This window comes from Streptomyces xinghaiensis S187 (assembly GCF_000220705.2).
Taxonomy (GTDB): domain Bacteria; phylum Actinomycetota; class Actinomycetes; order Streptomycetales; family Streptomycetaceae; genus Streptomyces; species Streptomyces xinghaiensis.
This window is the reverse complement of sequence record NZ_CP023202.1, coordinates 2569492-2582469: the sequence shown is the minus strand read 5'-3', so window position 1 is coordinate 2582469 and position 12978 is coordinate 2569492. Positions and strand designations below refer to the sequence as shown.

13 protein-coding genes are annotated in these 12978 nt (G+C 72.4%); 9 read left to right on the top strand and 4 right to left on the bottom strand.

What is annotated here, in order from left to right; all coding sequences use genetic code 11:
- The first annotated feature begins 16 nt into the window (after positions 1 to 16).
- The 3 genes from SXIN_RS10905 (at position 17) to SXIN_RS10895 (ending at position 2398) form a co-directional block, all read left to right on the top strand.
- Positions 17 to 613 carry a hypothetical protein gene (locus tag SXIN_RS10905; protein WP_039822572.1) on the top strand — a complete coding sequence of 199 codons (597 nt, stop codon included), beginning with the start codon at positions 17 to 19 and terminating at the stop codon, positions 611 to 613.
- Between the two features lie 7 nt (positions 614 to 620).
- Positions 621 to 1292, top strand: coding sequence for an OmpA family protein (locus SXIN_RS10900; protein WP_019710298.1), 672 nt, complete (start codon positions 621 to 623; stop codon positions 1290 to 1292).
- 248 nt (positions 1293 to 1540) lie between these two features.
- The gene (locus SXIN_RS10895) at positions 1541 to 2398 is read left to right on the top strand and encodes an SDR family oxidoreductase (RefSeq protein WP_050930968.1); all 858 of its coding nucleotides are present in this window, start codon (positions 1541 to 1543) and stop codon (positions 2396 to 2398) included.
- 111 nt (positions 2399 to 2509) lie between these two features.
- Here the strand turns inward: SXIN_RS10895 and SXIN_RS33030 are convergent, their stop codons facing one another.
- Entirely contained in the window at positions 2510 to 2977 is a 468-nt protein-coding gene (locus SXIN_RS33030; protein ID WP_019710296.1) for a DUF192 domain-containing protein, read from the bottom strand.
- A 332-nt stretch (positions 2978 to 3309) separates the two neighbouring features.
- Between SXIN_RS33030 and SXIN_RS10885 the strand changes: the two genes are divergently transcribed.
- Both SXIN_RS10885 and SXIN_RS10880 read left to right on the top strand, forming a co-directional pair.
- The gene (locus SXIN_RS10885) at positions 3310 to 4176 is read left to right on the top strand and encodes a prepilin peptidase (RefSeq protein ID WP_095756924.1); all 867 of its coding nucleotides are present in this window, start codon (positions 3310 to 3312) and stop codon (positions 4174 to 4176) included.
- A gap of 362 nt (positions 4177 to 4538) precedes the next feature.
- A complete protein-coding gene (locus tag SXIN_RS10880) occupies positions 4539 to 5399 on the top strand; it encodes a hypothetical protein (protein WP_238153727.1) in 861 nt (286 codons plus the stop codon).
- Between the two features lie 95 nt (positions 5400 to 5494).
- On the opposite strand, the gene mgrA is transcribed toward SXIN_RS10880, so the two are convergent.
- Entirely contained in the window at positions 5495 to 6541 is a 1047-nt protein-coding gene (mgrA, locus tag SXIN_RS10875; RefSeq protein WP_019710294.1) for an L-glyceraldehyde 3-phosphate reductase, read from the bottom strand.
- 173 nt (positions 6542 to 6714) lie between these two features.
- On the opposite strand from mgrA, the gene SXIN_RS10870 reads away from it, so the two are divergent.
- On the top strand, positions 6715 to 7470 hold the full coding sequence (locus SXIN_RS10870; protein WP_019710293.1) for an isoprenyl transferase: 756 nt from the start codon (positions 6715 to 6717) through the stop codon (positions 7468 to 7470).
- Positions 7471 to 7547: 77 nt separating this feature from the next.
- Here the strand turns inward: SXIN_RS10870 and SXIN_RS10865 are convergent, their stop codons facing one another.
- Positions 7548 to 7826 carry a hypothetical protein gene (locus SXIN_RS10865; RefSeq protein WP_019710292.1) on the bottom strand — a complete coding sequence of 93 codons (279 nt, stop codon included), beginning with the start codon at positions 7824 to 7826 and terminating at the stop codon, positions 7548 to 7550.
- 388 nt (positions 7827 to 8214) lie between these two features.
- Between SXIN_RS10865 and SXIN_RS10860 the strand changes: the two genes are divergently transcribed.
- From SXIN_RS10860 to SXIN_RS10850, 3 genes are all read left to right on the top strand, one after another.
- Entirely contained in the window at positions 8215 to 9552 is a 1338-nt protein-coding gene (locus SXIN_RS10860) for a PhoH family protein (RefSeq protein ID WP_019710291.1), read from the top strand.
- A 469-nt stretch (positions 9553 to 10021) separates the two neighbouring features.
- Positions 10022 to 10738 carry an aggregation-promoting factor C-terminal-like domain-containing protein gene (locus SXIN_RS10855; RefSeq protein ID WP_019710290.1) on the top strand — a complete coding sequence of 239 codons (717 nt, stop codon included), beginning with the start codon at positions 10022 to 10024 and terminating at the stop codon, positions 10736 to 10738.
- 133 nt (positions 10739 to 10871) lie between these two features.
- Positions 10872 to 12308 (top strand): AI-2E family transporter, encoded by a 1437-nt coding sequence (locus SXIN_RS10850; protein ID WP_095756921.1) that lies wholly within the window; start codon positions 10872 to 10874, stop codon positions 12306 to 12308.
- 133 nt (positions 12309 to 12441) lie between these two features.
- Here SXIN_RS10850 and SXIN_RS10845 read toward each other — a convergent pair whose 3' ends face one another.
- On the bottom strand, positions 12442 to 12978 hold the full coding sequence (locus tag SXIN_RS10845) for an alkyl hydroperoxide reductase (RefSeq protein ID WP_019710289.1): 537 nt from the start codon (positions 12976 to 12978) through the stop codon (positions 12442 to 12444).

Sequence of the window (12978 nt, the reverse complement as noted above, 5' to 3'; positions counted from 1 at the left end):
AAAAGGAACGCACTTCATGAGCATTCGGCACACAGCGAAGGCCCGAAGAGGAGCCGCCGCAGTAGCGTTCGCGGCGGGCTTTGCCCTCGCCGTGGCCGGTTGCGGAGGAGGCGATGAGGGGCAGCCCGAAGGGAATCCTTCCGAGCGATCGGCCTCTGCGGACAAGCCGACGTCCGAGGCGGAAGGAGAAGGGTCCGAGGACTCCAAGACCACCGAGCCCATCGCCGAATTGGGGGGTGAGAACGGGATGCAGTTGTTCATTCACTCCGTGAACCGGGATGCCGGCGGGTTCGTCACGGTGAATGGAGCCGTGAAGAATACGGGCGACAAGGGGTATTTCGACACGCCCGCATGGCGCGGTAACGAGAAGGAACTCGTGTCCAACGGGTACTCACTGGGCGGTGCCGCTCTCGTCGACCAAAAGGGCAAGAAGCGCTACTACGTGCTCCGCGACACCGAAGGGCGCTGCCTCTGCACGACAGGCATCACCAAGGTCGAACCAGGTGAGCAAATCCCCGTCTTCGTGCAGTTCCCCGCCCCGCCCGAAGGCACCACCGAGGTGGAGTTCTCCCTGCCCACGTTCGACTCCGCCACCGTAGAGATCACCGAGTGAGTCCGCCATGACCTCGACTCGTCCTCACCCCAAGCCTCTGCCCCGCACCCTGATGGCCCCCACCGCCGTCGTCATGGCTCTCGCCCTCTCCGCCCTCGGTGTGCACACGGCCGGCGGTGCCCGCGCCGACGAGGGGCCCGGAGCGCCCGGCGGTCCCGGGTCGGCGATCACTCCGTCCCCGCCCGTCGAGATCGACGCCGGCGACCCGGATCTCAAGATGGTGGCCGGGGCCCAGCTCGCCGACGCCAAGGTGCTCGACATCAAGTCCGTGGTGGAAGACCTCGGTGGCGAGGAGCGCCGCGAGGACACCAACGCCGACGTCACCTTCGCCCTGCAGGCCGAGGTGCTCTTCGGCAGGGACAGCGCCAAACTCGACGGCAAGGCGAACGCGCGGATCGCCACCATCGCGGAGGAGATCAAGAAGCAGGACGCCAAGCGGGTCCAGGTCTTCGGCTTCACCGACAACCTCGGCTCCTCGGCCCACGGCGACGTCCTGTCCAAGAAGCGCGCCAACGCCGTCCACAAGCAGCTCGCCAAGGATCTCGACTCCGGCGTCGCCTTCGACATCCGCGGCTACGGCGAGCAGTTCCCGATCGCGGACAACTCGACCGAAGAGGGCCGCAAGAAGAACCGCCGCGTCGAGGTCTCCTTCCCCCGCACCGACGGCAGCGCCAACTGACCTTCTCTCAGCTAATGCCACCGCATCCACGTTGAGCAGGCGGACGCCTCGGCGTCCGGCTTCCTCCGTGACAGGATCCGCGCGGTCCGTTCCTGCGCGACCGACTCGTCCCACTCGTCCCGCACGCCCTCGCGCGCCACGGGCGCCGGCGTGCGCCGCGCGTCGCGGTCTGGGCGCTCCCCGCGCGTGCGGGCATCATGCCGGGGAGGGGGCGGCGCCCCGCCGTCCCGCGGAGGAGGCGCGTGGTGGTGGAGCAATCCGTACTCGTGACCGGTGGCACCGGCACGCTCGGCCGGGCCGTCGTCCAGCGGCTCCTGGACGCCGCGCCCGCCGGCGCGCGGCTCACCGACGGCCGTCCCGCCGTACGCGTACTGAGCAGACGGTCCCGTTCCGCAGCCGACGACCGGCCGTACGACTGGGCCACCGGCGATCTGCGCAGCGGTGAGGGCATCGACGCGGCGGTCACCGGGGCGGACGTCGTCATCCACTGCGCCACGACGCTCGGACGCGGGGACGTCGAGGCCACCCGGCGGCTGACGGACGCGGTGGCCCGGCAGCCGGACGGCAGCCCGCACCTCGTCCACATCTCCATCGTGGGGATCGACCGGATTCCGCTCGGCTACTACCGGGCCAAGCTGGAGGCCGAACGGATCATCGAGTCCTCGCAGGTGCCGTGGACGATCCTGCGCGCCACCCAGTTTCACGACCTGATCGCCCGTATCGCCTCCGCGCAGCGTCGGCTGCCCGCACTGGCGGCCCTCGCCGGAGTGCGTTTCCAGCCCGTCGACGTGACGGAAGTCGCCGCACGCCTCGTCGAACTGGCGGACGGCTTCCCGGCCGGCCGGGTCCCCGACCTGGGCGGGCCGGAGGCACGTGCGCACACGGACCTCACCCGCGCCTGGCTGCGGGCCACCGGCCGGCGGCGGGCCGTGCTGCCACTGCCACTGCCCGGGAGGGCGGGGCGGGAACTGCGCGCGGGAGCCAACCTGGTGGTGGCCGGAGAGGACGGCGGCAACACCCTCGGCCGGATCACCTTCGAGGACTTCCTGGCGGGCCGGAGGCCCACCGGGCGGAACCCGGAGCGGGGGCAGACCGGCGGAGAGTGAACCGGAGAGAGCTGGGCGGGGGCCGAAGCAAGAGAGGGAGAGGGGCAGGCCTCCCGAGCGCGGTCCTCACAGTGCCCGGCCGCCGCACCGGCACCACCGCCCCCGTCCTCGTCAGCCGATGCGAACCCGTCCGCCCCGGACCAGCCCCCACTCCCGCATCGCACCCGCCTCCGCCTCCAGGACATGGCGGGCACGGAAACGGGGCAGGCCCAGCCGCCCCGGGCGCATGGTGCGGACGGCGAGCACCCGGAAGTCCCGGCTCAGATAGGCGACGTCGATCGGGAAGCGCATCCGGAACGTATGCACACTGTTCGCCGGGGTCAGCAGGATCGCCCCGTCGATGCCGTCCCGGCCGAGCAGGCCCCGGGTGCGGGCCCGCAGGGAGGCGGCGACCTCCAGGGGGACGGCCCTGACGGCCGACCGCGGTCCGCTGTCCGTACCGGCACGGCTGCCGACAGCGGTACAGGCGACCGCGGTGCCGTGGCCCGCGGTGCCGGCGTCACCGGAGCCGGTGTCGTCTGCTGCGGTGGCCGGCGGGGTGACGGTCAGGACGGTGGTGCCGTCGTGCAGGTTCTCCATGCCGGTGTCTCCTGGCCGGTCGCCGGTCACTAGTCGCGGGTTGCTGGTCGTACAGAGGTGCGACGACCGGCGGTCCGGCCCGCTCCTCCCTGCCGTCAAGCCCTCGGCGAGCTCTCAACCGCTTTGCGCATCCAGGGCGTTCGGCCCGGCGACGCTCCTTGGGTTCTACCAGACACCAGACACCGGACACCGGACACCGGGTACCGAAGACCCGGGGAGGCCGGTCCCGCCGGTCCGTCCGGTCCCGCCCGTCCGGCCCGGAGCCCGCTCGTCCGCTCCGTGTGGGCCCACGGGCCCATGACCCGCCCCACCGTGGTCCGTACAGTCGGGGCGTGTCGTCCCTGCCGCTGACCGTTCTCGCCGCCCTGTACGGCGCCGCCGCCGGACTGCTGGTCCCCCGTGCGGCCTACCGGCTGGCCGTCGAAGCCGGGGAGCCCTGGCGGGCCGGCTGCCCCGGCGGGCATCCGCTGACCGGTCCGGCACGGGGCTGGGCGGGCCTCGGCCGCTGCACGCTCTGCGCGGCCGGTGACCGGAGCGGTGCGGTGCCGCCCGCCGGGGCGCTGTCGGCGCCCGCGCCCCCGAGCGCTCCCCTCCCCACCGGTGCGCCCCCGGAGCCGGGCCCGGACGGGGCCCCGGCCCGGCCCGGTCCCTGGTTCGGCCCGCGTTCCGCCGGTGCGGTCCTGCTCTCCGCGCTGGCGTGCGGCGGGCTCGCCGCGGCCACCGGGGCGCGGCCCGAACTGGCCGTGTGGCTGCTGCTGGTGCCGTTCGCGCTCGTCCTCGGCTACGTCGACGCGGCCGTGCACCGCTTGCCGGACGTGCTCACCCTGACGCTGCCCGCCGCCACCGCCGCCCTGCTGGGCGGGGCCGCGCCGTTGCCCGGGTCCGGCGGTTCCTGGACCGGTGCGCTGCTGGGCGGTGCGGCGCTCGGCGGCGCCTATCTGGTGCTGTTCCTGATCCACCCGGCCGGCATGGGCTTCGGTGACGTCAAGCTGGCGCTGACCGCGGGGATCGCCCTCGGGTGGTACGGCTGGGGCGTGCTGTTCGCCGGCGCGTTCGCCGGATTCCTGTTCGGGGCGGTCTACGGAGCGGCCCTGGTGGTGCTGCGACGCGCCGGACGCAAGACGGCTCTTCCCTTCGGGCCTTTCATGATGTGCGGCACTTTTCTGGGGCTGCTGCTGGGCGGTCTGGCCCGGTCCTGACCGGCGCGAACGGCCATGACGCGGGGTTCGCGCCGCTTTGCCGGGTATCGATGCTCCCGTCCGCCGATGCGCCGGGCGTCCCTTCGGTGCGCGGATCACCCCGTTCCACGGGCTATGGTGGAAACCCCCCCTCGGGCCGGTCCGTATCCCCCCACGGACCGGCCCGCTTCTCTTGTTCCCGCACGGCGCCCGGCCCCGCTTCGTAGAATTCCCCCGTCGACGACCGTGCGCGGCAGCGCCGTGGACGAGACGGGGGAAGTGTGTCGAACGGGGGATGGGGGCCGCCGCCCGCGCCCGGGCAGGGCAATCCGTACGGACCGCGGCAGGGGCATCCCTGGGGGCCGCCGCCCTCCGGTGCCCCGATGCCGGGCGCGGGCCCGTACGCCCCGCCGCCGGGCCACCCGTACGCCCCGGGCCCGGGGCCCGCCCCCGTCCCCGGTGTGCCCGTGGTGCCGCCTCCGCCGTTACCTCTCCCGCCGCCCCGAGCGCGCTTCCGGCTGTCCCTGGGCGCGCTGCGCACGGGGCGCGCCTGGGCGGACGCGCTGTTCAACCGGCCGGGCCCCGGCCGCGTCGAGGACCCCACCGTGCGCCAGGCCCAGCTGTGGCGCACCGCGGCGGGTGCCGTCTCGACGGTGGCCCTGGTCCACGCCTACGGGACCGACGGCGGCTGGAGCGAGCTCCTCGACGACGGTGTGTTCCGGCTCGTGACGGCGCCCCTGCTGCTCGTCCTGCTCGGGCCGCTGGTGGTCACCCTGTTCATCCGGCAGGCCCCGCCGCGCTACCGGCCGGTGCTGCGCTCACGGCTGTGGCTGCCGGCGAAGACCGTCGGCTGGTTCTTCGGCTCCTACCTGGTCTGCGTCTCCGCCCTCGTCGGGATCTTCTGGGCGACGGAGCAGGTGGCGTCGCCCTGGAACATCCTCGCCGGCCTGGTGGGGCTCGCGGCCCTCGCCTGGATGCTGCCGTTCCTGTTCTTCGCGCTGCTGAACACGGCCCGCTACGCCTTCAACGCCGCGACCGTGCACGCCTATCTGCCGGCCGTCCTGACGATCTCCCTGGTGTGGGCGCTGGCGGGCATCAGCGTCCTCGCCGACGGCATGCCGCACAACGGGCCGCTCCAGGCCCAGCTCGCGGCCCTGCTCGGCGGCCCGGTCACCGTCAGCGTCATCTCGGTGTGGGAGCTGCACCGGCTGCGCACGCGCTTCGGGGTGCGACTGCGCACCTGAGTCCGCGGCGGGACCCGCGGGACCATGCCACCGTGTCACCGTGCCCGGTGGACGGGCCCCGCCCCGCACCCGGGCCGGCCCCGCCCACGAACCCCTCAGCTCCGCAGCGCCCAGATGTTGACCCCCGGCGTGGTCACGGCGAAGGTGTCGATCTCCGCCAGCTCCTCCCCGGTGAGCTCCGGCCCGTCCAGCGCCGCCACGTTGGCCTCCAGCTGCCGCACGCTCGACGCCCCGATCAGCGCGGACGTCATCCGCTCGTCCCGCAGCACCCAGGTCAGGGCCAGCTGGGCCAGCGACTGGCCGCGCCGCCGCGCGATGGCGTCCAGCCCGCGCAGCCGCCGCACGACGTCGTCCGTGAGCAGGCCCGGGTCGAGGGACTTGCCCTGGGCGGCGCGCGAGCCCTCCGGGATGCCGTCGAGGTACTTGTCGGTGAGCATCCCCTGCGCGAGCGGTGCGAAGGAGATGCAGCCCATGCCCTCCGCCTCCAGGGTGTCCAGCAGCCGGTCGTCCTCGGTCCAGCGGTTGATCATGGAGTAGGACGGCTGGTGGATCAGCGCCGGGACGCCCATGGAGCGCAGCAGCCGCGCGGCCTCCCGCGTCTGCTCCGCGGTGTACGAGGAGATGCCGGCGTACAGCGCCTTGCCCTGCCGTACGGCGGTGGCGAGGGCGCCCATCGTCTCCTCCAGCGGGGTGGAGGCGTCGAAGCGGTGCGAGTAGAAGATGTCGACGTAGTCGACACCCATCCGGCGCAGTGAGGCGTCCAGCGAGGAGAGCAGGTACTTCCGTGAGCCCCACTCGCCGTAGGGGCCGGGGTGCATGAAGTAGCCGGCCTTGGTGGAGAGCACAAGTTCGTCGCGGTACGGACGGAAGTCCCGGGCGAGGAGCCTGCCGAAGTTGGTCTCGGCGGCGCCGGCCGGCGGGCCGTAGTTGTTGGCCAGGTCGAAGTGGGTGATCCCGAGGTCGAAGGCCCGGCGCAGGATCGCCTGCTGGGAGGCGAGGCTCCGGTCGTCGCCGAAGTTGTGCCAGAGTCCGAGGGAGATCGCGGGGAGCTTGAGGCCGCTGCGGCCGGTCCGCCGGTAGGACATGGCGTCGTAGCGTCCGTCGGCGGCGCGGTGGGGGGAACCGGGGAGGGAGTGCGTCACGTCCTCCTCCCTATCACGGCTGTCGCGGGACACGGTTGGCCCGCTCGGCGGTGGGCACAGTAATGTGCTGGTTTCGGTGCTGGCACTGCTCGGAGGGGCTGAAGAAGGCGATGCTGCGTAATGCCGGGGGGCAGAGCGAGACCGAGCGGCGGCGCCGCGGACCCTACGCGGCAGTGCGTGAACTCGTGTACGGGCTCTACGCGCGCAGGGTCGAACGGCGGCTCGACACCGCCCGGGGGCCCAAGCACATCGGCGTGATCCTGGACGGCAACCGGCGCTGGGCCCGCGCCTCCGGCGGCACCGCCGAGCAGGGGCACCGCGCCGGCGCCGGGAAGATCCGGGAACTGCTGGGCTGGTGCACCGAGACGGACGTCGAGGTGGTCACGCTCTGGCTGCTCTCCACGGACAACTTCGACCGCCCGGAGAAGGAGCTCGTCCCGCTGCTCGGCATCATCGAGGACGCGGTGCGCGACCTCGCCGCCGACGGCCGCTGGCGGGTGCACCACGTGGGCACGATGGACCTGCTGCCGGACCGCACGCAGACCGTGATCAAGGAGGCCGAGGAGGCCACCGCCCACATCGAGGGGATACTCGTCAACGTCGCCGTCGGCTACGGAGGCCGTCAGGAGATCACCGACGCCGTGCGCTCCCTCCTCACCGCGGAGGCCGAGCGGGGCACCTCGCTCCCGGAGCTGGCGGAGAAGCTCGACATCGAGCACATCTCCCAGCACCTCTACACCCGCGGCCAGCCCGACCCCGACCTGGTGATCCGTACCAGCGGCGAGCAGCGGCTCTCCGGCTTCATGCTCTGGCAGAGCGCCCACTCGGAGTACTACTTCTGCGAGGTCTTCTGGCCCGCGTTCCGCAAGGTGGACTTCCTGCGTGCGCTGCGCGACTACGCGGCGCGCCACCGGCGGTACGGCGGCTGACGCCCCGCCGCTTCCCGGCCGGAAGGCGGAGGGCGGCACCGGTGCCCGCGCACCGGTGCCGCCCTCCGTGCCGCCGGTCAGAACACCCGCTGCCGCAGCGGCCGTTCGCCGCCGGGTCGCACCCTCCGCCCCGTCCCCTCCGTCCGCCCCCGGCTCTCCCGGCTCTCCGACGCCCACGGGTCCTCCCGCTCCCCGGGCTCGCCCAGCCGGCTGCCCAGCCAGGCCATCAGGAAGCCGGCCGGGATGCTGAACACCCCCGGGGAGCGCAGCGGGAACAGCTGCCAGTCGGAGTGCGGGAAGAGCGCGTCGGGGGCGCCCGACACAGCCGGTGAGAAGAGGAGCAGCAGCACCGTCACGGCCGTCCCGCCGTAGACCGCCCAGCGCAGCCCCGCGACGGTGCGCCGCTTCCAGATCAGGGCGCAGCACCAACTCTCCCGGTGCGCGGAGGAGGTGTTCGCTCCGGCGACACGCGCATCGGGGCATGGCGTCGCTCCTTCGAGGGAATATCACCACCAGATCGACGCCCGGCCCACGGGTGTCGAACGCAGCGGGCGGCTCGGAGGCCGTCCGCCCGGGAGGCCCTTTGCACACGGACGACCGCGCGGAACGACCGGCTCCGGCCGGGCCTTCCGTGGACGGGAGCCGCGGAGGGCCGGTCTCCGGCCCGTGCAGCGCGGCCGGCACCGGCCCAGTCCCCCGCGACGCCGTCGCACCCCGACCTCATCCGAGGGGGTTCGTCCACCCGTGGTGACCAGCACGAAGCGCCGCCCGAACGACCGGCGCACCTATGTCATCGACACCAGCGTCCTGCTGGCCGACCCGTCCGCCATGAGCCGTTTCGAGGAGCACGAAGTCGTGCTCCCCGTGGTCGTGGTGTCGGAGCTCGAAGCCAAGCGGCACCATCCGGAGCTCGGTTACTTCGCCCGGCAGGCCCTGCGCCTGCTGGACGAGTACCGGATCCGCCACGGCCGTCTGGACGCGCCCATCCCGATCGGAGAACTGGGCGGAACCCTGCGGGTCGAGTTGAACCACTCCGACCTCTCCGTGCTCCCGCCGTCCTTCCTCGCCCCGGGCGGCGGGCTCGGATCCAACGACACCCGCATCCTGGCGGTGGCCAGGAACCTGCAGGCCGAGGGGTACGACGTCACGGTCGTCTCCAAGGACCTGCCACTGCGGATCAAGGCGTCCTCGGTCGGCCTGCTGGCGGAGGAGTACCGCGCCGAACTCGCCATCACCGACTCCGGCTGGACCGGTATGGCGGAGCTGGCCGTGGCCCCGGAGGAGGTGGACGAACTCTTCGCCGCCGAGAGCGCGTATGTGGCCGAAGCGGAGAAACTGCCCGTCCACACCGGCCTGGTGCTCCAGTCCGAGCGCGGCAAGGCGCTCGGCCGGGTCACCGCGGACGGACGGGTCCGGCTGGTCCGCGGCGACCGGGAGGCCTTCGGCATCCACGGCCGCAGCGCCGAGCAGCGCATCGCGCTCGACATCCTGCTGGACCAGGAGGTCGGCATCGTCTCGATGGGCGGCCGGGCCGGTACGGGCAAGTCGGCGCTGGCGCTCTGCGCGGGTCTGGAGGCCGTCCTGGAGCGCCGGCAGCACCGCAAGGTGATGGTCTTCCGGCCGCTGTACGCGGTGGGCGGGCAGGAGTTGGGCTATCTGCCCGGCACCGAGGCCGAGAAGATGGGGCCCTGGGCGCAGGCCGTCTTCGACACCCTCTCCGCGGTGACCTCCGCCGATGTGATCGAGGAGGTGGTGGAGCGCGGCATGCTGGAGGTGCTGCCGCTGACGCACATCCGCGGACGCTCGCTGCACGACGCCTTCGTGATCGTCGACGAGGCGCAGTCGCTGGAGCGCAACGTCCTGCTGACCGTGCTCTCCCGGATCGGTGCCAACTCCCGGGTGGTGCTGACCCATGACGTGGCCCAGCGGGACAATCTGCGGGTGGGCCGGTACGACGGTGTGGTCGCCGTCGTCGAGAAGCTGAAGGGGCACCCGCTCTTCGCCCATATCACCCTCAACCGGTCGGAACGCTCGCCGATTGCCGCCCTGGTGACCGAAATGCTCGAAGAACCGCACATCTGAGAGCAGTTCAGGGCGCTTGCGCCCTATGCGTCACGACGCCGCGCGAAGAGCCAAGGAGCTTAGCGCCGCGGCGTCGTGACGCACCTCCTTTTCCGAAGAAAAGAGAGCGCAAACACGATGTGAGCTTTCCCACGCAACGGGGAATTGCCTCAACACGTCGCCGTCCGGCAGGGTGTGGGTTCTGTCAGGCCCCGCGTACGGCACCACGAGCACCATCCCCCGGGACGGCCTTCGGGCCGGGACCGGGAAGCGGAGCACACCGCCCCGGTGCGCACCGCCAGAACTGAAGAGCGCCGCCGTACGCCGCCCGAGCACCACGCGGAACTCCCCCCGGGGAGGACGCACCGGGTCCGCGCCTCCCGTGACCAGCCGGCTCCCGCACGTGGGGAGCCGGACAATGGAGGCCAGTGCCAGGGGCACGATTGCGCCCGCGAGGTCACCTAAGCGGGCGGTGCTGGAAGGAAACCGTGTGAGCCGGATTTCGGTCCGGGGATTCGCCGTGGCGTCCGCCACCGCGGTCACCACCGTCGGCGCTGTCGTCGGTGTGGCTTCGGGCGGCACTCAGACTTCGACCGAACCGGTCGAGGCCACCGCTGCCGACGCGACGCTCCTCGCAGACATACCCGCCGGGAATCACGCCCAGGCGCAGACCGCTTCCCTGACCCAGCAGGCGGACGCCCAGTCCCTCGCTGCCGAGACGGAGGCGCAGAAGTCCGCTGAGGAAGCCGCACGCAAGCAGGCGGCGAAGGACGCGGCGGCCAAGAAGGCCGAAGCGGAGAAGGCGGCCGCGGAGAAGGCGGAGAAGCTCGCCCAGGAGCGCGAGGAGGCCGAGAACAAGGCCGCCCGTTCCGAGGCCCGCGCCGACGCGTCCGACTTCGGGGTCAAGAGCTCGTACACCGTCGCCGAGGTCCAGGCCATGGCGCGGCAGATGGTCCCGGGCGACCAGTTCCAGTGCTTCAGCAACATCGTGGACCACGAGAGCAGCTGGAACTACAAGGCCACCAACCCCTCCTCGGGCGCCTACGGTCTCGTCCAGGCCCTGCCGGCCGGCAAGATGGCCTCCGCCGGAGCCGACTGGCAGACCAACCCGGCCACCCAGATCAAGTGGGGCCTCGGCTACATGAACGACCGCTACGGCAGCCCGTGCGGCGCCTGGGAGTTCTGGCAGGCCAACAACTGGTACTAGAGGGAGTCTTCACGGGCGGGTATCCCGTCCGCCCCATGCGTGCGGCCCCCGGCCCCCGTCACTACGGGCCGGGGGCCGCACGCGTGTAACGTCATTCCGACTGCCTCGGGGGACTGGGGGAAGTGGGAGTGATATGTCGAGACTGTCTGACTGGCTCGGGGACGCGGGTTCCGGGCTGACGAAGATCGCCGCCCGGATGAAGGAACGCCGGGCCCGCGCCGAGGAACGCGCCGCCGAGGCCGGGGAGGCGGAGGCCGCCGCGCACGGTGCCCCCGCCCTCGAGGCAGCCGGAACGACGGGGGCCGAGCGGGGCGAGAACCCCGTGGGGCAGAGCCTGCTGGTGCCGCCCCCGCCCCCGTACGCGCCCGCCGTCGCCGCACACCGCGTGCCGGCGGCCGCCGTGCCCTGGAGCATGCGGGTGGCGGCCGAGGTCGGCTGGCGGCTGCTGGTGCTGGCCGGGACGCTCTGGGTGCTGATGCGGGTCATCAGCACCGTGCGGCTGGTGGTGCTCTCCTTCGTCGTCGCCCTGCTGATCACCGCGCTGCTCCAGCCGACGGTCGCCCGGCTCCGCAAACGGGGCCTGCCGCGCGGTCTCGCCACGGCCGTCACCTTCATCACCGGCTTCGTCGTCATGGGCCTGGTGGGCTGGTTCGTGGTCTGGCAGGTCATGGAGAACATCGACAATCTCTCCGACCAGCTCCAGAGCGGTATCCAGGAGTTGAAGGAGTGGCTGCTCAACAGCCCCTTCCATGTGACCGAAGCGCAGATCAACGACATCGCCGAGAACCTCAGCGACGCGGTCGGCACCAACACCGAGGCCATCACCTCCGCCGGCCTGGAGGGTGTCACCGTCGTCATCGAGGTGATCTCCGGGCTGCTGCTCGCCATGTTCTCCACGCTCTTCCTCCTCTACGACGGCCGCAGGATCTGGGAGTGGCTGCTGAAGCTGGTACCGGCTCCGGCGCGCGACGGGGTGGCGGGCGCCGGGCCGCGCGCCTGGCTGACCCTCACCGCGTATGTGCGGGGCACGGTGCTGGTGGCCATGATCGACGCCATCTTCATCGGCCTCGGGATCTACTTCCTCGATGTGCCGATGGCGGTGCCGCTGGCCGTCATCATCTTCCTCAGCGCGTTCGTCCCGCTGGTCGGCGCGGTGGTCTCCGGCGCGCTCGCGGTGGTCATCGCCATCGTCACCAACGGGGTGTTCACCGCCTTCATGGTGCTGCTGGTGGTGCTGGCGGTGCAGCAGATCGAGGGCCATGTGCTGCAGCCGTTCATCCTGGGCCGCGCGGTCCGGGTGCATCCGCTGGCCGTGGTGCTCGCCGTCACGGCGGGCGGGCTGATCGCGGGCATCGGCGGCGCGGTGGTGGCGGTGCCGCTGGTGGCCGTCACGAACACGGTCGTCGGCTACCTCTACCGGCACGCCGAACGGCGGGCCGTCGTCCAGGCGTCGCTGGGCGCCGGCGTCGCCGCGGTGCCGGCGGGCACGATGCCGGCGCGGGCCCCCGGGGCCGGGGGGACGCCTCCGGAGGACGAGGGGCCCCGGACGCCGGACCGCCCCGCCGAATAGCGGGACGGTGCGAACGGCCCGTCCGGGCCCGGCTGTTCGTGCCCCCGCTGCCGCGGACGCACGCACGGAGGGCGCCCCACCGGGGAACGGTGGGGCGCCCTCCGCCGGACGCTCCGCGCGTCGCGCGGGACGGTCAGAGTCCGGCCAGGACCTCTTCGGCGTCCAGGGTCGCGGCGACGGCCTGGATGACCGAGGCGATCTTGAACGCCTCCTGGACCGTCTCCCGGTCCACGCCGCCCTTGCGCACGACCTGCTCGTGCGAGTCGAGGCAGGCGCCGCAGCCGTTGATCGCGGAGACGGCGAGCGACCAGAGCTCGAAGTCGGTCTTCTCCACGCCCGGGTTGCCGATGACGTTCATCCGCAGGCCCGCGCGCATCGTGCCGTACTCCGGGTCCGACAGCAGGTGCCGGGTGCGGTAGTAGACGTTGTTCATCGCCATGACGGCGGCGGCCGCCTTGGCGGCGGTGTACGCCTCGGGCTTGAGGTACGACCGGGCCTCCGGCTCCAGCTCGCGGAGCACGATCGGGGAGCGCGAGGCGATCGCGCAGGCGAGCACGGTGCCCCAGAGCTGCTGCTGCGGGAGGTCGGAGTTACCGATGACCGAGCCGAGGTTCAGCTTCAGGTCCTTGGCGTAGTCCGGCAGGGCGGACTTCAGCGCGTCCAGTGCCAT

What these genes read in the sequence shown, in the direction of transcription:
- SXIN_RS10905 (WP_039822572.1), top strand. Translation starts at nt 17, where the DNA reads ATGAGCATTCGGCACACAGCGAAGGCCCGAAGAGGAGCCGCCGCAGTA.
- SXIN_RS10900 (WP_019710298.1), top strand. Translation starts at nt 621, where the DNA reads ATGACCTCGACTCGTCCTCACCCCAAGCCTCTGCCCCGCACCCTGATG.
- SXIN_RS33030 (WP_019710296.1), bottom strand. Translation starts at nt 2,977, where the DNA reads ATGGAGAACCTGCACGACGGCACCACCGTCCTGACCGTCACCCCGCCG.
- SXIN_RS10880 (WP_238153727.1), top strand. Translation starts at nt 4,539, where the DNA reads ATGCCGGGCGCGGGCCCGTACGCCCCGCCGCCGGGCCACCCGTACGCC.
- SXIN_RS10850 (WP_095756921.1), top strand. Translation starts at nt 10,872, where the DNA reads ATGTCGAGACTGTCTGACTGGCTCGGGGACGCGGGTTCCGGGCTGACG.
- SXIN_RS10845 (WP_019710289.1), bottom strand. Translation starts at nt 12,978, where the DNA reads ATGGCACTGGACGCGCTGAAGTCCGCCCTGCCGGACTACGCCAAGGAC.